Source organism: Paracoccus nototheniae, assembly GCF_004335005.1.
GTDB classification, from domain to species: Bacteria; Pseudomonadota; Alphaproteobacteria; order Rhodobacterales; family Rhodobacteraceae; genus Paracoccus; species Paracoccus nototheniae.
Map to the genome: position 1 here is coordinate 1 of NZ_RQRT01000071.1, position 21,227 is coordinate 21,227.

Genomic DNA, 21,227 nt, shown 5'->3' on the forward strand with positions numbered 1-21,227 from the left:
ACGCCTGCCCAAGGCTAATCTGGTCTTGGCCGACACGCGGCCCCGGAGACGCCAGATGCAGCAGGACGGCACCGAATGGGCAAGCCTGCTGGCGGCGGCGCAGGCAGGCGACACGCGGGCCATGGCGCGTTTTTTGACGGCCGTCACGCCGCTGATCCGCGCCGTCGTGCGCGCCCGTGGCCGCAGCCTGCCCCCCGACCAGCACGAGGATGTGGTGCAGGACGTGCTGCTGGCGATCCATCTGAAACGCGACAGCTGGCAGCCCGGCGCGCCGTTGCGGCCATGGCTTTATGCGGTGACCCGGTACAAGGTCATCGACGCCTTTCGCAGGCGGGGCAGCCGGGTGCACCTGCCGGTTCACGACTTTGCCGAGATCATCGCCGATCCGCGCCATGACGACCCGATGGCCAGCCGTGACCTGGCGGTGCTGCTGGCGCGGATCGATCCGCGTTCGGCGGGCATCGTGCGCGCCATGGGGTTGGAGGGCGAGGCCGCCGAGGATGTCGCCGCCCGCCTTGGGATGACCGGCGGCGCGGTGCGCGTCGCCCTGCACCGCGCGATGAAGAAATTGTCCGAAATCGGACTGGGAACAAAAGAATGACACATCCTTCCTCGACCGATGCGCTGATCGCCCGTCTGGCGGCGACCCCTGTGCCGGGCGTCCGGTTCTCGGCCACCCGGATGGTGGCGGCGATGGGGCTGGCGCTGCTTCTGGGCTTTGCGGCGCAAATGGTGGTGTCGGGGCTGCGTCCGGGGCTGGCCGCATCGCTGGCCGCACCCGTGACGCTGGCCAAGCCGCTGCTGCCGCTGCTGCTGCTGGCGATGGCATGGCCGATGGCCGCGCGGCTGGCCCGGCCCGGCGCGCGCGCCGGGTTGTGGCCGCTGGCCCTGCCTGCGGTGGTGGCCGTGGCGCTGGCCGCTTGGGCGCTGGCGGCAACGCCGCCCGACCGGATGGTCATCGACTGGCTGGGCCATTCGGCGGCGACCTGCGTGCCCTTGATCCTGGCGCTGTCGGTTCTTCCGATGGTCGCGGGCCTGCGCGCCCTGCGTCGCGGCGCCGTCACCCGGCCCCGGCTGACCGGCGCGCTGATCGGGCTGGCGGCGGGCGCGGGGGCCACCACCGGCTATGCCCTGTCCTGCACCGAGGATTCGCCCCTGTTCTATGTCTTCTGGTATGGCATGGCGATCGTGCTCAGCACCGCGCTTGGCGCATGGGCCGGCCCGCGCGCGCTGCGCTGGTAGCCCGCCATGTTCGGCTTTCGCGATATCGAGATCATCCGCGCCATCGTGCGTCATGGTGGCTTTCGCGCCGCATCCGACAGTCTGGGGCTGGCGCAATCGGCGATCTCTCGTCGGGTGCGCCATCTCGAGGACCGGATGAAGATCGCGATTTTCGAACGCGACGGGCGCGGGGTCCGCCTGACCGCCGCCGGACGGCGCCTGTGCGACGAGGCCGAGGTGCTGGTGGCCCAACGCGACCGCATTCTGGACGAGCTGACCCAGAACGTCATGGCCGGGGTCGTGCGCCTTGGCGTGGCCGAGACGATGACCCATACCGTCCTGCCGCGCATGCTGACCGATCTGCGCGCCCGCCACCCCCTGCTGCGGTTCGAGATTTCGGTCGACACCTCGGACCAGATGGGGGTGCTGCTGGCGCAGGACGGGCTGGATGTGGTGATCATGCTGCGCGATCAGGCGCCGCGCGGGATCAATCTGACGCCCTTGCCGCCGGTGACGCTTGGCTGGTTCGGATCACCCGCGCATTTCACCCTGCCCGACCCGGCGGGCATCGACGATCTGGCCGCCCTGCCCATCGTGTCCTTTCCCAAATCGACCCTGCCGCATCGTCGGGTGGTGCAGCTTTTGTCGCCGGGGCGGCGGCAGGTGGCGGCGGTGCATGGCTCTGCCTCGTTGGCCACCGCGCTGCATCTGGTCAGTCAGGGCTTCGGGATCGGCACCATTCCCCATGACATCGTGCGATCCTGGCCCCATGCCGGGCTGCAGGAGATCCGAGTCACTCCGGATGCGCGTCTGCCCGATCTGGATTTCGCGATCTGCTATTCCCCCGAACGCAACGAAAAGATCGGCCGCGAGGTGACCCGCGCGGCGCTGGCGGCGGCGGATGACTGATCGCGACAGGTGATCAATATTGACGCTGTCTGAACTGTTGTTCGTCCCTGCGCCGCAGCGCACAGTGTTGCGTGAACCGCGAAAGAGGTACCGATGCCATCCCCTGTCCCCCTTTGCCCCGACAATGCCACGCCTTGGCAGCTGCGCCAGACGATCCGTCAGGGCGCGTTCGACGGCCCGACGGCAGGTCTGGGTGGCGATGCGCTGCAGGGCAATCTGGTCATCCTGCCCGCCGTCGAGGCCGCCGATTTCCTGCGCTTTTGCCAGCAGAACCCGCGCCCCTGCCCGCTGCTGGCGGTGGGTGCGCCGGGCGATCCGTCGCTGCCGACCTTGGGGCGCGATATCGACCTGCGCCATGATCTGCCGCGATACCGCCTGTGGCGCGACGGCGTGCTGGTGGCTGAACCCACCGACATCGCCGATCTGTGGCTGGACGATCTGGTCAGCTTTGTCATCGGCTGTTCCTTCAGCTTCGAGGATGCGCTGAGCCGGGCGGGCATCCCGGTGCGCCATCAGGCGGCGGGGCGCAACGTGCCGATGTATCGCACCAACCTTGCCACCCGCCCCGCCGGTCGCTTTGGCGGGCCCGTGGTTGTCAGCCTGCGCGCCATGCCCGCCGCCGACGCGATCGAGGCCGTGCGCATCTGCGACGGCTTTCCGCTGGCCCATGGCATGCCCGTCCATCTGGGCGATGCGTCCCTGATCGGGATCACGGACCTCGACCACCCCGATTACGGCGATGCGCCCGATATCCGCCCCGGCGATATCCCGGTCTTTTGGGCCTGCGGCGTCACCCCTCAGGCGGCGATCGCGGCGGCAAAGCCCGCCTTCGCCATCACCCATGCGCCGGGCCACATGCTGGTCACGGACATTCCCGCAGCCCGGGCCGGTCGTCTTCTGACCGGGCCAGTTCCGGCTGATCAGGGCGCAGGGATGTGATCAAGGCTCGGATCATCGCGCGGCGGTTTCCGTCAGCGCGCTGACCACCCGGTTGCGGCCTTCGTGTTTGGCCCGGTAAAGCGCCGCGTCGGCGGCAGCCATCCATGCCTTGGCGGTCATGCCCGGCTGTCTGGGCGCCACGCCAAAGCTGGCCGTGATGACCAGTTGCGGGTGATCGTCCAATGTCTGCACCTCGATCCGGCGGCGCAGGCCTTCGGCAAAGGCTGCGGCGTCGTCCGGTTCCGTGCCGACCAGCAGGACGGCCAGCTCTTCTCCACCGATCCGGCCTGCAAAGCCGATATCGCGGCATCCGGCCCCGACCGTGTCGCCCACCGCAACCAGAACGGCATCGCCGGTCTGATGGCCGAACGTGTCGTTGATCGCCTTGAAGCGGTCCAGATCCAGACAGATCAGCGACACCGGCCTGCCGGTCCTGTCGCTTTCCGTGATGGCCGTGTCCATCGCCTCGGCAAAGGCGCGGCGTGTCGCAAGGCCGGTCAGCAGATCGACCGAGGCCATCTTGCGCAGCTCCAGCTGGTTCATCACCAGATCGGCAAAGCTGGCCAGGACGCGGGCCTGTTCATCGCTGAACACCCGGGGGCGGCGATCGATGGCGCAAAGCGAGCCGATGGCATAGCCGTCCGCCGTCACCAGCGGGGCGCCGATATAGGATCTGATTCCCGGCGGTCCGGTGACCAGGGGATTGTCGCTGAACCAGGGATGAACCGAGGCGTCCTCGATGCGCAGGATATCCTGGGACCGGATCGTGTGATTGCAGAATGCCACCCGTCGCGGCGTTTCGGTGGTCTCAAGCCCCTGCACGGATTTGAACCATTGCCGGTCGCGGTCGATCAGCGAGACCGCCGCGATGGGCACGTCGAAGACGGCCCGCACCAGATTGGTGATCTTGTCGAATTCGGGTTCGGGGGCGGTGTCCAGAACGTCCAGCCGCTCCAGCGCGCATTGGCGCCCGGGTTCGTCATCCGCCTTGAAAAGGGCTGTCATCACCGTCATCACCGATCCGTCTGCGCAAGCGCGGTCATCACATCGACAAGCTCTGCCTCGTAGCTGGCGACCAGTTCATGGATGCTGTGGCGCACAAGGCTGTCATCGATGCCGGCAGCCTGCATGGTCTGGACCAATGCGATCAGCCGGCTCAGATGCGCATCGGTGATCGATTGCAGACGCGAGGGCATGTCGGGCCCCACGACCCGCCGGGTCGCCGCATCCATCTGGGTCGCAAGACCCGACTGTTCCACCTTATCCGTCACCGTCACCCCCTGCCCTTCGCCCATGCCCGTGCAGCCTGTCGTTGCAAAGGTGCCTGACCGCTCGCGCGTCAGCAAGCCTAAACAAGGTGGTTTGGTTTATTGATGGGCAGGCGGCAGGGTCACGATGCCGCATCCGCAGCGCGGGGGTGCGACCGGATAGGCCGGCCCGCGCAGGCGCAAGGGCGGCCCTTTTGATCCTATTGAAACGGATTTTCCAGCAGCACGCCGGTCGGTTCGAAATCGCGGATGTTGCCGGTGACGACGGTGGCCGCATGGCGCAGCGCCGATGCGGCGATCATCAGATCGGCGCCGGGATGCCCGATCTGGGCCGACAGCCTGCCCCAGATGCGCGCATCCTCGGCCTCGAAGGGCAGCAGGCGGTCTGCGAACAGCAGGACCGTGCGGTCCAGCCATGCCCGCAGATCGGTTGCAAAGGCAGGGTCGCGGGTTTCCTGCTGACGGATGCCGCGCTCGATCTCTCCGATGGTGATGACGCTGAGAAACAGATCCTGTTCGGACCTGCCGCGCAGCCATGCCGCGACCTGCGGCGCCCGGTCAGGCCGCCGCACCGCCGAGATGACATTCGTGTCCAGCAGGAACATCAGAAGGTCACGTCGCGCGGCGCGGCCCCCGTCCGTGCGAAGTCAGCGCGGGGGGCACCCTGTTTGACGTCGGCCCGGTCGGGATCACCGCCGGGAAAGGCCATCAGATGGTCGGCAAAGCTTTCGCGCGCCTTGACGGCCCCGGCCAGCAGGCGGTGATATTCCTTAGATGACAGCACGACCACGGCGGGGCGACCGCGTCGGGTCACCTCTTGCGGCATGCCGGCCATCGCGGCCTCGACCACGGCGCTGAACTTGTTTTTCGCATCCTGAACCGTCCACATTGCCATGCCCTCATCTAGCCTGTCAGCTAGCTAGATGGCGCGGAATGGGGCGTTTGTCAAGGTTGCGGCGTCAGGACGGCGGTGCCGGTCTTTTGCCCGCGCCACAGAATGAACAGGCCCGACAGGACGATCAGCCCCGATCCGGCCAGCAGACCCGGCGTCAGCGCCTCGCCGAACAGGATGACGCCCAGTCCCGCCCCGAACAGCAGCCGGGTATAGCGAAACGGTGTGACGGCAGACACATCGCCGGTCCGCATCGCCTTCATCAGGCAGGAATAGGCCGCGACCCCGACCAGCACCGCGCCTGCCAGCAGGCCCGTCGCGCGGGCATCGGGGATCACGAACGGCGCGGCCTGCCAGACCGAGAACAGGAGGCCCGCGATGGTCAGCGCCAGAAAGCCGTAAAACCCCAGCACCGCCGTCCCAAGGCTTTGCGGCGCGGCGCGGCTGGCCAGATCGCGCCCGGCAAAGCCCAGCATCCCGATCACCGCCAGCAGCGACAGGGCCGAGAACCCGTCGGTTCCCGGTCGCAGGATGATCAGCACCCCCGCCAGCCCAAGCGCGATGGCGACCCATCGCCGCCAGCCCACACGCTCGCCCAGAATGATCGCCGCAAAGGCCACCACGATCAGCGGCGTGGCCTGCAGGATGACGGTCGCGGTGGACAAAGGGATCATCGCCAGCGCCAGAACATAGAACAACCGACCCGTGATTTCAAAGATCATGCGGATGCGCATGGCGGGGGACAGCACGTCGGGGGCGATCAACGCCTGCCCTTGCCGTGCCGCGATCAGGGCAAAGGCCAGCGCGCCGCCCAACCCGAACAGGATCAGGATCTGGCCGACAGGCAAAAGCCCGGCCATCGCCTTGACCAGCGCGTCTTCCACGGCAAAGGCCGCCATGGCGGCGATCATCCACAGTGCGCCCACAAGATTGCGGCGGTGACCCGGCTCTGAAATTGTCGTCACGATGGTCCCCTCGGCCTGGCGCAGCCTGCTTATGGCGGGGATCGGCGTCCTGCGAAAGGGCGCGCTGTCGGTCCTGCCGCAAGCAGGCGCCGCGCGGACCACCAGCCTAGCTGCCCGGCGCCGCCGCCGAACCGGCCAGAATGCCGCCATCGATCGTCAGTTCGGCCCCGGTCATATAGCCCGCCTCGTCCGAGGCCAGCAGCACGGCCAGCGCCGCCACCTCATCCGCCCGGCCAAAGCGTTGCAGGGGCGTGTCGGCGACCATCGCGGCCTGCCGTTCGGCCCGGTCGGGGCCGGTGCCCAGCATCGGCTCCCACATCGGGGTCATGATGGCGGCGGGATGGATCGAATTGCAGCGGATTTTCAGCCCCTGCCCGGCGCAATACAGCGCCACGGTCTTGGTATGGTTGCGGATCGCCGCCTTGGACGAGGCATAGGCCGCCGCCATCGGAATCCCCACCAGCCCCGAGCGCGACGAGATGTTGATGATCGACCCCGCACCCTTGGCCCGCATCGCGCCGATGCCGTAGCGGCAGCCCAGAAAGGTGCCGTCCAGATTGACCGCGTGGACGGCCCGCCAGTCGTCCAGCCGCGCATGTTCGGGATCATGGGCGGGGGGCGCGCCGTCAAAAACCCCCTCGAACCCGGTGATCCCGGCATTGTTCACCAGCACGTCCAGCGTGGGAAACTGTCGCGCGATCGCCGCCCAGTCCCGTTCGGAGGCGACATCCAGCAGCGCAAAGCGCGCGCCAAGCGCGTCGGCTGTCGCCTGACCGGCCTTGGCATCGATGTCGGTCAGGATGACCTCGGCCCCCTCGGTCACAAAGGCCTGCGCGATGGCCGCGCCGATCCCGCGCGCAGCCCCGGTTACAAGGGCGGTCTTTCCGGCAAGTCTGGTCATGGGGCCTCCGTGCTGCATCATGGCGGGCATCCGGGATAGCGCGGGTGGCCCCGGCCTTCAATGCGGCAGGGACCGGCTTTGTCCGCCCTAGTTCGAAAAGGCGTTGATCAGGTTGATCACCGCCAGAATGCGTTGCGTGTTGCTGTCCACCCGATAGATCTGGTTGTCGTCGCGGTAATAGCGCCAGTCGGGCCGCGTCGGAAGGTTGTGGCGCTGCGTGTCACGCACAAGGATGTAATCGCCTGCCCTCAGCCGGTCGCCGATCCGGTGGCCGTAGCCATCCCCATGGCCGCGCGCCTGTCCGGGGGGCACGCAGGGCGGGTTCTTGCGCGCCAGACCCGGCGGGCAATCGCGATACCGGTCATCGGTGCGGGCATGCCTGCGGTCGTCGCGCTGTTCGTGGCGGGCGTTCTTGCCATGCCCGTTCCCGTGCCCGTTGCCGTTCCCGCGGCCCGGATCGGCCAGCACGGGGGTTGCGATGGCAAGCGCCAGACCAAGGCTGGCCAGCCGGATGGTCAATGATGTCACGATGAAACCTCCTGAGCGTCGGCCCGGATATAGCGCGCCCGGCAGCCCGGACGGAAATCACGATCCGGCGCGCGCCGCAAATGCCCTCCCTTGCGTCTGCCCCCCTGCGCCCGAAGTGGATGAAGGGAGGCAGACGCGGGGGGGGGGGCCTAGTCCGGCACCCTTTGGCCCAGAACGCTGCGCGGGGCCGCCGGGGCGGGCTTGCGCGGTTCGGTGGCCACGGGATCTTCCCGGGTGATCAGGGCGGTGGCCTCGGCGGCGATGCGGTCCAGCAGGTCCAGTTCGCTGTCGCCGATCTGGCGGGGCGCGCGGTCCATCAGGCACAGCGCGCCAAGGACATGCCCCCCGGCGGTCCGCAGCGGCGCGGCGACGTAAAAGCGGCCCTGCCATTTCTGCAGCATCTCATGCCCGGCAAAGCGGGCATCGCGGTCGCTGTCGGGCACCACCAGCGTCTGGCCGGTGGTCACGACATGACCGGCCATCGCGCCGGTGCGCGGCAGCCATGTCATCGGCGGCGACGTATCGGTCCGGGGTCCGGGCAGGTCCATGCTTTGGCCGACCAGATATTCCGCATCCGCATCCACCACCGAGACAAAGGCAAGCCCCACGTCAAAGACATCCGCCGCGCGCTTGGCCAGATCGTCCAGATCCTCGCGCGCATGGCCGTCCAGCACGGCCGAGCGCGCCAGCACCGTCAGACGCTCGGGCTCGTCCGACGGCAGGGCATCGCCGGGCAACGCCTCGGCGGCCAGTGCCATGTCGGGACTGGCGGCAAGGACCAGATGCTGGGCAGCCTCGGACAAAGACAGCACGACCTGATCGACACCCAAAGCCGTCCCCCGGTCGGGGCCTGCCTGATCCTCGGGGGCGTTCCACAGGGCCAGCATGATCCGCAGTTCCGGCCAGCGGCGGCGCAGACGGCGCACAAAGCCCCGGACGGCGATGTCGGGATCGCGGCTGAAATAGGCCAGACAGACCGTGTCGATGCCGTCCAGTTCCAGCCGTTCGACATAGCGCGCGGTGACCGCGCCGGTGGGGCAGTGGATTGCGGGAACCCCGTCCAGCGCCAGCATATGGACCAGCATCTCGGCCGAGACGGCATCCACCTGCCATTTGCCGCCGATGCAGGCCACCCGCGCGGGCCGGGTCGCATCCATGTCGGGCGCCGGGTGATCCTCGCGCAGGTCGTCCAGCAGCCGGTCCATGCCATCCGCAACGCGCAGGCGATGCTCGACCCGGGCCTGCGCGTGGTAATCGTCGCTGGCCTGACGCAGCACCTCCAGCCCGGTCTCGTTGTAAAAGACCGGCAGGCCGGTTTCGCGGATCGCGTCCGAGACGATGTCATAAGCCTCGTCCGGGTCGTTGGCGATCAGGCGCTGATAGATACGGGTGGGCAGGTCCAGCGCCGGGGTCGATCCCAGCAGCGTGTCGAAAAAGGCCAGCTGCGGCAGGTTGCGCCCCATCACCAGCAGGCAGACCGTCAGCGGCGTCGACAGGATCAGCCCCAACGGCCCCCAAAGTGCCGTCCAGAAGGTCGCCGCCGCGATCAGCGACAGCGCCGACAACCCGGTCGAGGTGCCGTACAGCAGCGGCTCGACGATATTGTTGCTGATCAGCTCCAGAAACAGGATCAGCGACAGCGCCATCAGCACCATCTGCCAGCCGGGATCGACGGCAAAGGCCAGCGCCAGCGGAAAGATTGCCGACAGCATCGGCCCGACATAGGGAATGAACCGCATGATGGCGGCCAGCGTGCCCCACAGGATCCAGCCCGGCACCCCGATCGCCCACAGGCCAAGCGCCATCGGAATACCATAGGTGACGTTCACGATCAGCTGCATCAGCAGGTATTTGGAAATGCGCTTGCCCGCCTCTTCCAGCGCGTCGGTCGAGCGGTGCAGATTGCCACCCAGTAGCCGGATCAGCCGGTCGCGCAGATCGCCCCGGTCCAGCAGCACCAGAAACACGAAGACGACGACGATGCCCAGGGTCGCCAGAGGCGCCAGCGCGGGCGTCAGCCAGGCCACGGCCATGGAAAAGGGCGACGGCCCGTCGCCCACGACCTGCACCTCCAGCGGATCGGCGGCCCCCGAGGGCGCGCCCTGCAGGGCCGTGGTCATCTGTTCCTGCACGGTCGCGATGGTCTGGAACACCCCGTCAAGGACGCCCGGCCCCTCCATCTGATCGCCGAGGGACGCGATCTTGGCCCTGATGGTCGATTGATAAGCAGGCAGTTCGGCGCTGAGCACGCTGACCTGCGAGGCGATCAGCAGCCCCAGCCCCAGCAGCGCCGCGATCACCGTCAGCATCACCACCGACACGGCCGCGACCTGCGGCATCCCGCGACGGACCAGCACGCGCACCAGCGGGCCAAGCGCAAAGCTGATCAGAAAGGCGATGGCCAGCGGGATCAGCACGTCCTGACCGTAATACAGCAGCCCGATGATGACCGTGCCCACCACCAGCCATGCGGCGATGCTGACGATGTCGGCGCGCCCCGCTTGCGGCGGCTCGGGCAGCAGCGGTACCGCCAGAGGTCCGGCCCCCCCGGATGAGGGCGCGCGGGGCACCTGCCGCGACGCGGTGTCGTAAGATGTCATGAGATGTCCCCGATGCCCCCACAATCAGGGACACCGGCCAACGCGCCGCCCATTTTCCGGTTCCCCGCGACGGGCATCGTTCATAGCAGCAGGCGTAAGACGGTCACCGGCAACGAAAAAACGCGGCCCCTGCGCCTGGCGCCGGGGCATCGCGCGGGCGGTGCCGTCCGGGGGCCGGGCGCCGTGCCGGGGGTAAAGGCCTTAGCGCAATGCCAGCTGGACCGGCGCGCGCTGTGCCGAAATCTCGACCGCGTTGCCTGTGCTGGTGAAGGTATACAGGGTCTGGGGTTCGTCGGGCATGGCAAAGCGCACCTCGTCCCGGCCCTGCAGGCGCATCACGATGCGCTGCGGCTGGTCGCTGTCGCGGCCCCGGAACATCGCCGTCACCTCATGCGCGCCATCGGGCAGCGTGATGCGATAGGCGGCCATGTCCAGCGCGCCGGTATGCAGGCTTGCGGCCTGAAGCGGCGCGGACAGAACGGCGACTTCGGCCATGGCGGGCAGGCCGAGGGACAGCGAGGCGATGGTGGACAGCAGGATCGTTTTCATGATCGGGGGCTCTTTCTTGACGGGATCTGGCTTGACAGGATCTGGCGTGACGGGATCTGGGATGAAGACAGAGCCGCGCCACCCCACGGGCGGGCGCGGCAGGGACGATGTCTCAGGCGGGGTTCGGTGCGATGCCGCAGCGCAGCAGGCACGGCCCAAAGAGATGCAGGGCGTGGCCATGCGGGGCCGGGTGTTTGCGCTTTGCGGCGTGGTGGCGGGTCATGCGGCTGCCCGGCAGGATCGGGCCGACGCGTGGCCGGCAAGACGCCTGTGGCAGGCGGAAATGATGGTCGGCATGCGGAAACCCCTTGCGGCGGACAAAGTCGTTTCCTCCTCTTGCGATCTAGATTGCGTCTTCGCGCGCCGATCACAACCGCCGATGCTGCATAGCAGCATTGCAGTTGCAGCGAAGGGTGATCGCGCGATGCACCGGGCCGCGGGTCCGGCGTTGCAAATCATGCGGTCTGGTGGTCTGTCGGAACCAGCGTGCCGGGACGCGGCATGGCCAACAAAAAGGAGCGGATATGACGCGGATCGACGGCCCCACAGATCCTGCCGCGACCCGTCGGACGCGCAGGCCCACCGGACGGGGCAAGGGCTTTACCCCCCTGATCTCGCTTTATGATGCGCAAGGGCTGGCCTATGGCATCGTGATGACCAGCCTTGGCCTGACCTTTCTGAAGGCGGCGGGGCTGGTGACCGGGCAGACGGCGGGCCTGTCGGTGCTGCTGTCCTATCTGACACCGCTGGATTTCGGGACGCTGTTCATCCTGATCAGCCTGCCCTTTCTGGTCCTGTCATGGATGCGGCGCGGGGTCGATTTCACCCTGAAGACCGGCGTCGCCGTGGTGGGCATCGCGGTCCTGTCCGATCTGCTGGGCCGCTGGATCCGGTTTGCCGAGCTGCCGCCATTGCTGGCCGCGATCCTTGCGGGCTGCTGCACGGGCATCGGGCTGATCGCGCTGTTTCGCCACAATGCCTCGGCCGGGGGTCTGGGCATTCTGGCGCTGGTGATCGAAGAGCGGACCGGATTTCGCACCGGCTGGTTCCAGATGTGCTTTGACGCCGTCCTGTTCGCCGTCGCGCTGATCTTTCTGCCGCTTGGCAGCGTCATCAGTTCCTTTGTCGGCGCGATGATCCTGAACGCGCTGATCGCGTGGAATTTCCGTATCACGCAGGCCCGGTCCGGAACGATCCCCGACCCGCTTTGATCTGAACCGACCGCCGATGACGGACGCCCCCCGCCCCGGTAACCGGGGGCGGTCCTGCATGATTGCCCCAACACCATTGACAGGTGCCCTTTCACCCCCCTAAGCTTCAATAGTCAGGGGGAGTTTGACATTTGTCCGAACGCGGTTTCCGAACCGCGTCGGCAAGGGGGGATGATGACCAAGCCGCTATTGCAGGCCACGGGATTTCAAAAGTCGTTTAACGGCGTGGCCGCGCTGAGGCTGGGTCACTTCACACTGGCGCCGGGATCGGTCCATGCGCTGTGCGGCGGCAATGGCGCGGGCAAATCGACCTTTCTGAAAATTCTGATGGGCATCCACCACCGCGACGCGGGTACCCTGCTGCGCAACGGCACCGAGGTCACCTTTGACAATCCGTCCGAGGCGCTGGCCAACGGCATCTCGATCATCGAACAGGAGCTGAGCCCGGTTCCCGCCATGACCGTGGCCGAAAACATCTATCTGGGCCGCGAACCGGTGGGTCTGTTCGGGCGCATCGATTTCAGGCGCATGAACCGCACCGCGCAAGATCTGCTGGACGGGTTCCATTTCGGTATCCGCGCCGACAGCCTGATGATGGACCTGACCGTCGCCCAGACCCAGTTGGTCGAGATCGCCAAGGCGCTCAGCTATGATGCGCAGGTGATCATCATGGACGAACCGACCTCGGCCTTGGGCGAGGCCGAGGCCGATCAGCTGTTCGCGGCCATCGCCATGCTGAAGTCGCACGGCAAGGGCGTGATCTATGTCAGCCACCGCCTGTCCGAGATCTTCGGCATCTGCGACAGCTATACCGTGTTCCGCGACGGCGCCTTTGTCGAAACCGGCGCGCTGGCCGATATCGACAAGGACCGGCTGATCCAGCTGGTCGTGGGCCGCCCCCTGACCGAAGAATTCATCAAGGAAAACACCCCCGAGGCGACCGACATCCTGACGGTGCAGGATCTGGATGCCGATCGCGGCGTGCGCGGGGTCAGCTTTTCCGTCCGGCGCGGCGAGATTTTAGCGCTGTACGGGCTGATGGGGTCGGGCCGGACAGAGATTTTCGACCGGCTGTTCGGCCTGTCGGCGCAGACCGGCGGGCAGATCCGGATTGACGGGGCACCGGTGGCGCTGACCTCGCCGCGTGCGGCGATCGATGCGGGGCTGGCCTATGTGACCGAGGATCGCAAGCGATCCGGCCTCGTGCTGACGGGGGATGTGCGCCAGAACCTGTGTCTGGCGACGCTGGACCGCATGGCCACGGGGCCGGTCATGAATGCCGGGGCCGAGGCCCGGGCGGCGGCGCAGATGATCGAGACGCTGAACATCCGTACCGCATCCGACCGCCAGAGCGTGGCGCATCTGTCGGGGGGCAATCAGCAAAAGGTGGTGTTGGGCAAGTGGTTCCTGACCCGCCCGCGCATCCTGCTGCTGGATGAACCCACACGCGGCGTCGATGTCGGCGCCAAACGCGAGATCTATCGCGTGATGTCCGATTTCGCCCGTGCGGGCGGGGCGGTCATCATGGTCTCGTCCGAGACGGACGAGGTGCTGGGCATGGCCGACCGGGCCGTGGTCATGCGCGACGGGCGCGTGGCGGGCGAACTGGACCGGGCCGGACTGTCGGCCGCGAAATTGCTGCATCTTGCTGCCTGACGGGCCGCAAGGACCGGGCGCCACGGCGTCCGGAGGCCCAGAGAGCGGGATGCATGAACGGGAGGATGAGGGTGGACAATCAGATCAAGGCCGCAACGCCACAGCGCCGGGGGGCCGGGTCACGGATGGGACCGGCGCTGCAACGATACGGCATCCTGATCGCGCTGGCGGTGCTGTGCATCGTGCTGTCGCTGGTCAGCGACAATTTCCTCAGCTCGCGCAATATCATCAACGTGCTGCGCCAGACCTCGATCAACGGGATTCTGGCGATCGGCATGACCTTTGTCATCCTGACGCGCGGCATCGATCTGTCGGTCGGATCGGTGGTGGCGCTGGTGGGGGTCGTCTCGGCCAGCTTTGCCACCACATCGTCGGCGGGCTTCATTCCGGGCGCGCCCTACATGCCGCTGGTGCCGATCCTTGTCGGGCTGATCACCGGCACGGCGGTGGGCGCCCTGTCCGGAGTGGCGGTGGCACGGTTTTCGGTGCCCGCCTTTGTCGCGACGCTTGGCATGCTGTCGGCGGCGCGCGGGCTGACGCTGATCTATTCGGGCGGGCGTCCGGTTCCGGCGCTGACCGACGGCTATCGCTGGATCGGGACGGGCGATATCGCGGGCATTCCGGTGCCGATCATCCTGTTCGGGCTGGTCTTTGCGGTGGCGCATTTCGTGCTGACCCGCACCCGGTTCGGCCGCCATGTCTATGCCGTGGGGGGCAATCCCCATGCCGCCAAGGTCTCGGGCCTGCCGGTCCGGCGCATCCGTTTCGCGGTTTATGCGATCTCGGGCGCGCTGGCGGGGCTGGCGGGGATGATCCTGGCCGCGCGCACCGGGTCGGCCCTGCCGCAGGCGGGCGTCGCCTATGAACTGGACGCCATCGCGGCGGTCGTGATCGGCGGCACCAGCCTTGCGGGCGGGGTGGGTCGGGTGACCGGCACGGTGATCGGCGCGCTGCTGATCGGGGTCATGAATAACGGTCTCGATCTGCTTGGGGTCGAATCCTATTACCAGCAGGTGATCAAGGGCGGGCTGATCGTGGCCGCCGTCCTGCTGGACCGGTCGCGCAAGACCGAAGACTGAGATCCGGCGCGTGCCGGGACATTGTGTCACTGAGGGAGGAAACCAGATGACGACGAAGATGATGATGACTGCCAGCGCGCTGGCGCTTGGGCTTGGGATGGGCGCCGCGCAGGCGCAGGACGATCCGATCCGGATCGGCATGGCCGCCTATGGCCTGAATGCCGAATTCATGCAGCTGTGGTCGGCTGCGGGGGAAAAACACCCGGCGGTGGAATCGGGCATGGTCGAACTGACCATCTTTGACGGTCGCTATGACGCGCTGGTCCAGCAGGATCAGTTCGAAACGATGATCACCCAAGGCTTCGATGCCATCGTCTTTGCGCCCATGGATGTCGAGGCGGGCGCCACTGCCGTGCAGCTGGCCGTCGATGCGGGCATCCCCGTCGTCGGATCGAACGCGCGGGTGAACAGCGACCTGCTGACCGCCTATGTCGGATCGAACGACGTGGAGGCGGGCTATCTGGAGGCCAAGGCCGTTCTGGACAAGATGGGCTGCACCGGCGACGTGGTCATCATCGAAGGCCCGATCGGCCAGTCCGGCGAGATCCAGCGCGGCGAGGGCAATGAAAAGGCCCTGGCCGAATGCCCCGATGTCCGCATTCTGGAACGCCAGACCGGCAACTGGTCGCGCGCCGAGGCGCAGGCCCTGATGGAGAACTGGCTGACCGCGCATGGCAATGACATCAAAGGCGTGATCGGTCAGAACGACGAGATGGCGCTTGGCGCGATCGAGGCGATCAAGGCCGCCGGGATGGATGTCGCCGATTTCGCCATCGCGGGCGTCGATGGCGTCACCGATGCGCTGAACGCCGTCAAGGCGGGCCAGATGGATTCGATCCTGCAGGATGGCGAGGCGCAGGCGCTTGGCTCCATCGATGTGGCGATCAAGGCGGTGCGGCCCGATTACGAGCCCATGTCGGGCATCTGGGAACAATATCCCGACATGCCGTGGAATGACGGCGCGTCCAAGGAATACAATGTTCCCTGGACCCCGGTGACGGCGGAGAATGTGGACGCCCTGCTGGCCACCCGCCAGTAAGGCTTGCGCAAAAACCAGCCTTGGGCGGCTCCGGTCGCCAAAGGCGCCTTCGCGCGCCCCTCGGGGCAGGGTCGCGCGACCCGGATGACACAAGGCGGAAAGGACCGGCGATGGCGGCTTCTCTTGATTTCAGTCTGGCGGGCAGGACCGCCATCGTGACCGGCGCGGGATCGGGCATCGGGGCTGCCATCGCGCAGGCCTTTGCGACCAAGGGCGCGACGGTGGCGGCGCTGGACATGAACCTTGACGCGGCGACCGGAACCGCGACGGCGCTTGGCGGGGCATCGCGCGCCTTTGCCTGCGATGTGACCGATGCCACCGGCATCGCCGCCGCGCTGGACGCCGTCAGCGCCGCAATGGGCACTATCGACATTCTGGTCAATTCGGCCGGGATCGTCGATCTGGCCCCGGCGGGCGAGCTGTCGGCCCGCGCATGGGACCGCACCATCGCGGTCAATCTGACCGGCAGCTTTCTGATGGCGCAGGCGGTGGGCCGCATGATGATCGCCGCAGGCAGGCCCGGACGCATCATCAACCTGGCCAGTCAGGCGGCCTCGGTCGCGATCGAGGGGCATGTGGCTTATTGCGCGTCGAAATTCGGGATCATCGGGGTGACCAAGACGCTGGCGCTGGAATGGGGCCGCCACGGGATCACCGTCAATGCGATCTCTCCGACCGTGGTCATGACCGATCTGGGCCGCAAGGCATGGGCGGGCCCCAAGGGCGAGGCGATGAAGGCGCAGATCCCCACGGGCCGCTTTGCCGAACCTGATGAGGTCGCGGCGGCGGCGGTGTTTCTGGCATCCGACGCGGCGGCGATGATCAATGGCGCCGACCTGCTGGTCGATGGCGGATACACGGTGCAATGATGGAGGGCGCGATGACATCCGTCAGCATGCAGCGTTTCGTCAACGACCCCGACGATCTGGTCGATGAAACCGTGGCGGGCTTTGTCAAGGCCCATGCCGATCTGGTGCGCAAGGATCCGGCGAACCCGCGCGTGCTGGTGTCGCGATACGCGCCGCAGGACGGCAAGGTCGGCATCGTGACGGGCGGCGGTTCGGGTCACGAACCGGCCTTCATTGGCTATGCCGGGCGCAACCTCGTCGATGCCATCGCCATCGGAGAGCTGTTTTCCTCGCCCACCGCGAACAGCTTTGCCGATGCGATCCGTGCCGCTGATGGCGGGGCCGGGGTCGCGGTGCTGTATGGCAATTACGCGGGCGACAACATGAATGTCAGAATGGCCGCGACCGAGGTCGCCGCAGAAGGGATCGAGGTCGCGACGGTCGTGGCCAATGACGATGTCTGCTCGGCCCCCTTTGCGGATCGCGCCAAGCGGCGGGGCGTGGCGGGCGAGATCTTCATGTGGAAGATCGGCGCCGCCCGCGCGGCCCTTGGCGGCACCTTGGCGCAGGTGCAGGCTGCGGCACAGGGCGCCATCGACGCCTGCCGGTCGGTCGGCGTGGGCCTTGGCCCCTGCACCCTGCCCGCCGTGGGCCATCCGAATTTCCAGATCGCCCCCGGCACGATGGAGATCGGCATCGGCCATCACGGCGAACCCGGCGCCCGTGTCGAGCCGCTGCGCCCCGCCGATCAGGTGGCCGATGACATGGTGCGGATCGTGCTGGACGATCACGCCCTGCCCGCGGGGACCGAGGTCGCGGTGCTGGTTTCCGGCCTTGGGGCGACGCCGGTGAACGAGCTGTATGTGCTGTATGACCGGATCGAGACGGAGTTGGAACGCGCGGGCCTGCGGGTTTACCGGGCCTTTGTGGGAAATTACTTCACTTCGCTGGAAATGATCGGCGCGACGCTGACGGTGATGGCGCTGGACGATGACCGCAAGGCGCTGCTGGATCTGGAATGCGCGGCACCGGGGCTGACCGTCACCGGGGCTGCGGTGCCGCCGGTGGGTGCCATCGCCACCGGATCGCGCCGCAAACCCGCGACCGCCGCCGCGACCCAGACCCCGCGCGCGTCCGAGGCTGTCGGCGCGCCCCGGCTGGCCCTTGGCGCGGGCTCGGACATCGTGACCGAACTGGCGGCGGTGATCGTCGCCAACAAGGCGCATCTGTCGGAAATCGACGGGCTGATCGGGGATGGCGACCATGGCATCAACATGGCCAAGGGATTTGGCCGCGCGGCCGAACGGCTGTCGGGTGCGCCGGTGTCGCTGGATGCGGGGCTGATGCTGCTGTCGGATGTGCTGATGTCGGAAATCGGCGGCTCGATGGGGCCGCTTTACGGCTTCATGTTCCGCGACATGGCCCGCGCGATCGAGGGGCGCGCGGCCATCGACGCGGCGGGATTTTCGGTCATGCTGCAGGCCGGGCTGCAGGCGGTGACCGCGACAGGTGGGGCCAAGCCCGGCGACAAGACCCTGATCGATTGTCTGGCCCCGGCGGTTGCGGGGTTCGACGCCGCCATGGATCAGGGCTTTGCCGCCGCGCTGACGGCCATGGACAAGGCCGCCCGGCAGGGCCGCGACAGCACCACCGACATGGTCGCCAGACTGGGCCGGGCGGCGCGCTTGGGCGAACGATCGCGCGGGGTGCCGGATGCGGGGGCGACCTCGTGCTGTCTGATCCTGACGACGCTTGGCGACAGCGTCGCGCGCAGGCTGTCGGACGGATGACCGGGCGGGGCTGGATCGGGGCCGGTGCCGGGGCCACGGCACCGCCCCGATCCGCCTTGCACAACCGCCGGGGGTCATGCCAATGATCCCCGACATGCCGACATTCTCGCGCCACGATCTGACCGACCTGTTCCGCACTTTGGCCGATCGCATGGTCAGGGAACAGGCATGGCTGGCCGAACTGGACGGAGAGATCGGCGATGGCGATCACGGCGTCGCCATGGCGGGGGGCTTTGCCGCCGCCGCCGGGGCGCTGTTTCAGGCCGATGGCACGGATCAGACGCTGGATCAGGGGTTTGCGCTGGCGGCCTCGGCCCTGCTGAACGCGGTGGGGGCGACGACCGGGCCGCTTTACGCCAGCGCGCTCCGGCAGGCGGGGCAGGTCCTTGGCCCCGACGACAGCATCGCCTTTCATCGCCTGCCCGAGCTGATCACCGCCATGGCCGAGGGGATCGAGGCGCGCGGTCACGGCAAGCCCGGCGACAAGACGATGCTGGATGCCTGGGCCCCCGCCGCCCATGCCGCGCGCGCCGGCATGCAGACGGGCCAGCCGACCGGCGCAATCCTGCGCCGCGCGGCGACGGCGGCTGCCGAGGGGGCCGAGGCGACGCGGGCGATGATGGCCAGCAAGGGCCGCGCCGCGCGGCTTGGACCGCGCAGCATCGGCCATCTGGACCCCGGCGCGGTCTCGGCGGCGGCGCTTCTGGATGCGCTGGCGGTCTGGGCTGCGGCGCGGATGGGCGGGCCGGGCTGATGGGCGACAAGGATGCCCCACGCAGCTTTCCCGGCGTCACCGGCCAGCCGTTGCGCTTTGGCGACGACCCGCTGCTGTGGGCGTCCTGGCTTTATTATCAGGACGGGCTGACGCAGGGGCAGATCGCGACCCGGATGGGTGTGTCGCGGCCCTCGGTCAATTCCTATCTGGCCGATGCCCGCACCAAGGGCATCGTCTCGATCGAGATCGACCCGGAACGGTTCCGCGCGCTGAGCATCGCGCAGGCGATGCAGGATCATTTCGGGCTGGACGATTGCCTTGTGATCCCGTCCGAGGGCAGCGACAGCCCGCTGATCGACCGGCTTGGGGCTGCGGGCGCGCAGGTGCTGTCGCGGCTGGCCCGGTCGGGCGACACCATCGCGGTCACCTGGGGCCGCACGGTTCTGTCGATGGCGCATCGGCTGGACCGGGGGGCCTTGCAGGATCTGCGGGTGGTGCAGGCCACCGGCGGGACGACCGCTAAGATCCCCTGGACGCCCGAGGCCTGCGCGACCCGTCTGGCCGGGGCGCTTGGGGCACGGTCCATCCCGATCTCGGCCCCTGCCATCGTGTCCTCGCCCGACATGCGCGCTTTGCTGCTGCGCGAACCGGTGGTGGCCGAACAGATGGCGATTCTGGCGCAGGCCAACCGGATCGTGCTGGGGATATCCTCGCTGCGGCCCGAAAGCACCATCCACAGCAGCGGCTTTTTCGACGGGCTGTCGATGCCGAGCCAATATCACGCCGCCGTCGGCAGCATCGCCGGGCGGCTGATCTCGGCCCGGGGTGCGCCGGTCGATGGCCCGTTGGAGGCGCGCACCATCGGCATCGATCTGGCCGCGCTGAAGACGATCCCCTGCCGGATCGGGGTTGCCGGGGGCATGGACAAGGTGCAGGCCATTCTGGCGGCGCTGCGCGGCGGCTATGTCAGCGTCATGGTGACCGATGCCGACACCGCGCGCGCGATCCTGACCTCGGAAGGCTATGACGACATGCCGGTCCGCACCGGCCAGCCCGCGCCCGCGCCCCTGCCCGAACGGGTGCGGATCAAGAAATTCCTCAACCGCCCGCAGGACGCCGTGAACGAGACGGTAGAGGGCGCGCTGCTGGCCCATCAGGGCCTTCTGGCCCCGGTCACGGGCGCGCCGCGCGCGTTGCGCGCCGTCGATGGGCCGCGTCCGGGCAAGGTCGGGCTGGTCATCGGCGGCGGCGCGGGGCACGAGCCGGGGTTCTTCGGCTATGTCGGGCGCGGGCTGGCCGATGCGGTGGCCATCGGCAATGTCTTTGCCGCCCCGCCGCCCGACCCCATTCTGGCCGCCACACTGGCTGCCGATGGCGGGGCGGGCGTGCTGCATATCTTTGGCAATTTCTCGGGCGATGTGATGAATTTCGAAACCGCGGCCGAGATGGCGGCGGCGCGCGGCGTGACGGTGCGCACGGTGGTGACGACCGACGACATCGCCTCGGCCCCCGTGGACACGCGCGCGGCGCGGCGCGGGGTGGCGGGCAATGTCTTTGTCTTCAAGATCGCCGGGGCCGCCTGCGACCGGATGCTGCCGCTGGAGGCCTGCGCCGCGCTGGCCCTGCGCGCCAATCAGCGCTGCTATACGATGGGCATCGCGCTGGAACCCGGCGCCTCGCTGGAAAGCCGCAAGCCCGGCTTCCGCCTTGGCCCCGACGATATGGAGATCGGCGTCGGCGTGCATGGCGAACGCGGCATCGCCCGCGCCCGTCTGACCACCGCCGACGAGGCCTGCGATCTGATCACCGACCGCATCCTGAGCGAGATGCGCCCGGCCGAGGGCGATCGCGTCGCCCTGTTGGTCAATTCCCTTGGCGCCACCCCGCAGATGGAGCTGTACATCCTGAACCGCCGCCTGCGCCAAAGGCTGCAGGCGCGGGGCGTGGCGGTGCATCGCACGCTGATCGGGCATTATTACACCTCGCTGGATATGGCGGGGGTGTCCATCTCGGCCCTGCATCTGGATGATGAGCTGGTGTCGCTGCTGGATCATCCCTGCGCCACCCCGGCCTGGACGCAGATCTGACAAGCCGGTTTCCAATGGACCGGTTCAGGC

General features: G+C 67.9%; 21 protein-coding genes. 12 read left to right on the plus strand and 9 right to left on the minus strand.

The window, feature by feature from the left end; genetic code table 11:
• The 4 genes from EG885_RS18615 to EG885_RS18630 all read left to right on the plus strand — a co-directional run.
• Nucleotides 1–601, plus strand: a 601-nt coding sequence (locus EG885_RS18615; RefSeq protein WP_341352773.1) for a sigma-70 family RNA polymerase sigma factor, incomplete at its 5' end; no start/stop codon positions are given.
• A complete protein-coding gene (locus EG885_RS18620) occupies nt 598–1,242 on the plus strand; it encodes an NrsF family protein (RefSeq protein ID WP_131577582.1) in 645 nt (214 codons plus the stop codon). The genes EG885_RS18615 and EG885_RS18620, both read left to right, overlap by 4 nt.
• Before the next feature lie 6 nt (nt 1,243–1,248).
• A complete protein-coding gene (locus EG885_RS18625; protein WP_131577584.1) occupies nt 1,249–2,130 on the plus strand; it encodes a LysR family transcriptional regulator in 882 nt (293 codons plus the stop codon).
• A gap of 93 nt (nt 2,131–2,223) precedes the next feature.
• A complete protein-coding gene (locus tag EG885_RS18630; RefSeq protein WP_131577586.1) occupies nt 2,224–3,069 on the plus strand; it encodes a putative hydro-lyase in 846 nt (281 codons plus the stop codon).
• 12 nt (nt 3,070–3,081) lie between these two features.
• On the opposite strand, the gene EG885_RS18635 is transcribed toward EG885_RS18630, so the two are convergent.
• From EG885_RS18635 to EG885_RS18675, 9 genes are all read right to left on the minus strand, one after another.
• Nucleotides 3,082–4,083, minus strand: coding sequence for a sensor domain-containing diguanylate cyclase (locus tag EG885_RS18635; protein ID WP_242679740.1), 1,002 nt, complete (start codon nt 4,081–4,083; stop codon nt 3,082–3,084).
• A complete protein-coding gene (locus EG885_RS18640; RefSeq protein ID WP_207392328.1) occupies nt 4,083–4,346 on the minus strand; it encodes a hypothetical protein in 264 nt (87 codons plus the stop codon). The genes EG885_RS18635 and EG885_RS18640 overlap by 1 nt, the downstream gene beginning before the upstream one ends.
• Before the next feature lie 191 nt (nt 4,347–4,537).
• A complete protein-coding gene (locus tag EG885_RS18645) occupies nt 4,538–4,942 on the minus strand; it encodes a type II toxin-antitoxin system VapC family toxin (protein ID WP_131577590.1) in 405 nt (134 codons plus the stop codon).
• A complete protein-coding gene (locus EG885_RS18650) occupies nt 4,942–5,226 on the minus strand; it encodes a type II toxin-antitoxin system Phd/YefM family antitoxin (protein ID WP_131577618.1) in 285 nt (94 codons plus the stop codon). Before EG885_RS18650 ends, EG885_RS18645 begins: the two co-directional genes overlap by 1 nt.
• Nucleotides 5,227–5,282: 56 nt before the next feature.
• Nucleotides 5,283–6,194 (minus strand): DMT family transporter, encoded by a 912-nt coding sequence (locus EG885_RS18655; protein WP_278248494.1) that lies wholly within the window; start codon nt 6,192–6,194, stop codon nt 5,283–5,285.
• Between the two features lie 106 nt (nt 6,195–6,300).
• The gene (locus tag EG885_RS18660; protein ID WP_131577592.1) at nt 6,301–7,095 is read right to left on the minus strand and encodes an SDR family oxidoreductase; all 795 of its coding nucleotides are present in this window, start codon (nt 7,093–7,095) and stop codon (nt 6,301–6,303) included.
• Between the two features lie 87 nt (nt 7,096–7,182).
• Nucleotides 7,183–7,623 (minus strand): hypothetical protein, encoded by a 441-nt coding sequence (locus EG885_RS18665; protein WP_131577594.1) that lies wholly within the window; start codon nt 7,621–7,623, stop codon nt 7,183–7,185.
• Nucleotides 7,624–7,772: 149 nt separating this feature from the next.
• Nucleotides 7,773–10,223 carry an AI-2E family transporter gene (locus tag EG885_RS18670; protein WP_131577596.1) on the minus strand — a complete coding sequence of 817 codons (2,451 nt, stop codon included), beginning with the start codon at nt 10,221–10,223 and terminating at the stop codon, nt 7,773–7,775.
• Nucleotides 10,224–10,424: 201 nt separating this feature from the next.
• Entirely contained in the window at nt 10,425–10,772 is a 348-nt protein-coding gene (locus EG885_RS18675) for a hypothetical protein (protein ID WP_131577598.1), read from the minus strand.
• Nucleotides 10,773–11,296: 524 nt separating this feature from the next.
• Between EG885_RS18675 and EG885_RS18680 the strand changes: the two genes are divergently transcribed.
• The 8 genes from EG885_RS18680 to EG885_RS18715 all read left to right on the plus strand — a co-directional run bounded on the left by EG885_RS18680 (nt 11,297) and on the right by EG885_RS18715 (nt 21,197).
• Complete coding sequence (locus tag EG885_RS18680; protein ID WP_131577600.1) at nt 11,297–11,983, plus strand: YitT family protein; 687 nt, start codon at nt 11,297–11,299, stop codon at nt 11,981–11,983.
• Nucleotides 11,984–12,157: 174 nt separating this feature from the next.
• Complete coding sequence (locus EG885_RS18685; protein ID WP_131577602.1) at nt 12,158–13,639, plus strand: sugar ABC transporter ATP-binding protein; 1,482 nt, start codon at nt 12,158–12,160, stop codon at nt 13,637–13,639.
• A gap of 71 nt (nt 13,640–13,710) precedes the next feature.
• The gene (locus tag EG885_RS18690; RefSeq protein ID WP_242679741.1) at nt 13,711–14,718 is read left to right on the plus strand and encodes an ABC transporter permease; all 1,008 of its coding nucleotides are present in this window, start codon (nt 13,711–13,713) and stop codon (nt 14,716–14,718) included.
• A gap of 46 nt (nt 14,719–14,764) precedes the next feature.
• Nucleotides 14,765–15,757 (plus strand): substrate-binding domain-containing protein, encoded by a 993-nt coding sequence (locus tag EG885_RS18695; RefSeq protein ID WP_131577606.1) that lies wholly within the window; start codon nt 14,765–14,767, stop codon nt 15,755–15,757.
• 110 nt (nt 15,758–15,867) lie between these two features.
• Nucleotides 15,868–16,626 (plus strand): GolD/DthD family dehydrogenase, encoded by a 759-nt coding sequence (locus EG885_RS18700; protein WP_131577608.1) that lies wholly within the window; start codon nt 15,868–15,870, stop codon nt 16,624–16,626.
• Between the two features lie 11 nt (nt 16,627–16,637).
• Complete coding sequence (gene dhaL, locus EG885_RS18705) at nt 16,638–18,395, plus strand: dihydroxyacetone kinase subunit DhaL (protein ID WP_207392329.1); 1,758 nt, start codon at nt 16,638–16,640, stop codon at nt 18,393–18,395.
• A 94-nt stretch (nt 18,396–18,489) separates the two neighbouring features.
• Nucleotides 18,490–19,149 (plus strand): dihydroxyacetone kinase subunit DhaL, encoded by a 660-nt coding sequence (gene dhaL / locus EG885_RS18710; protein WP_131577610.1) that lies wholly within the window; start codon nt 18,490–18,492, stop codon nt 19,147–19,149.
• A complete protein-coding gene (locus tag EG885_RS18715; RefSeq protein ID WP_131577611.1) occupies nt 19,149–21,197 on the plus strand; it encodes a bifunctional sugar-binding transcriptional regulator/dihydroxyacetone kinase subunit DhaK in 2,049 nt (682 codons plus the stop codon). Before dhaL (EG885_RS18710) ends, EG885_RS18715 begins: the two co-directional genes overlap by 1 nt.
• Nucleotides 21,198–21,227: the final 30 nt, after the last annotated feature.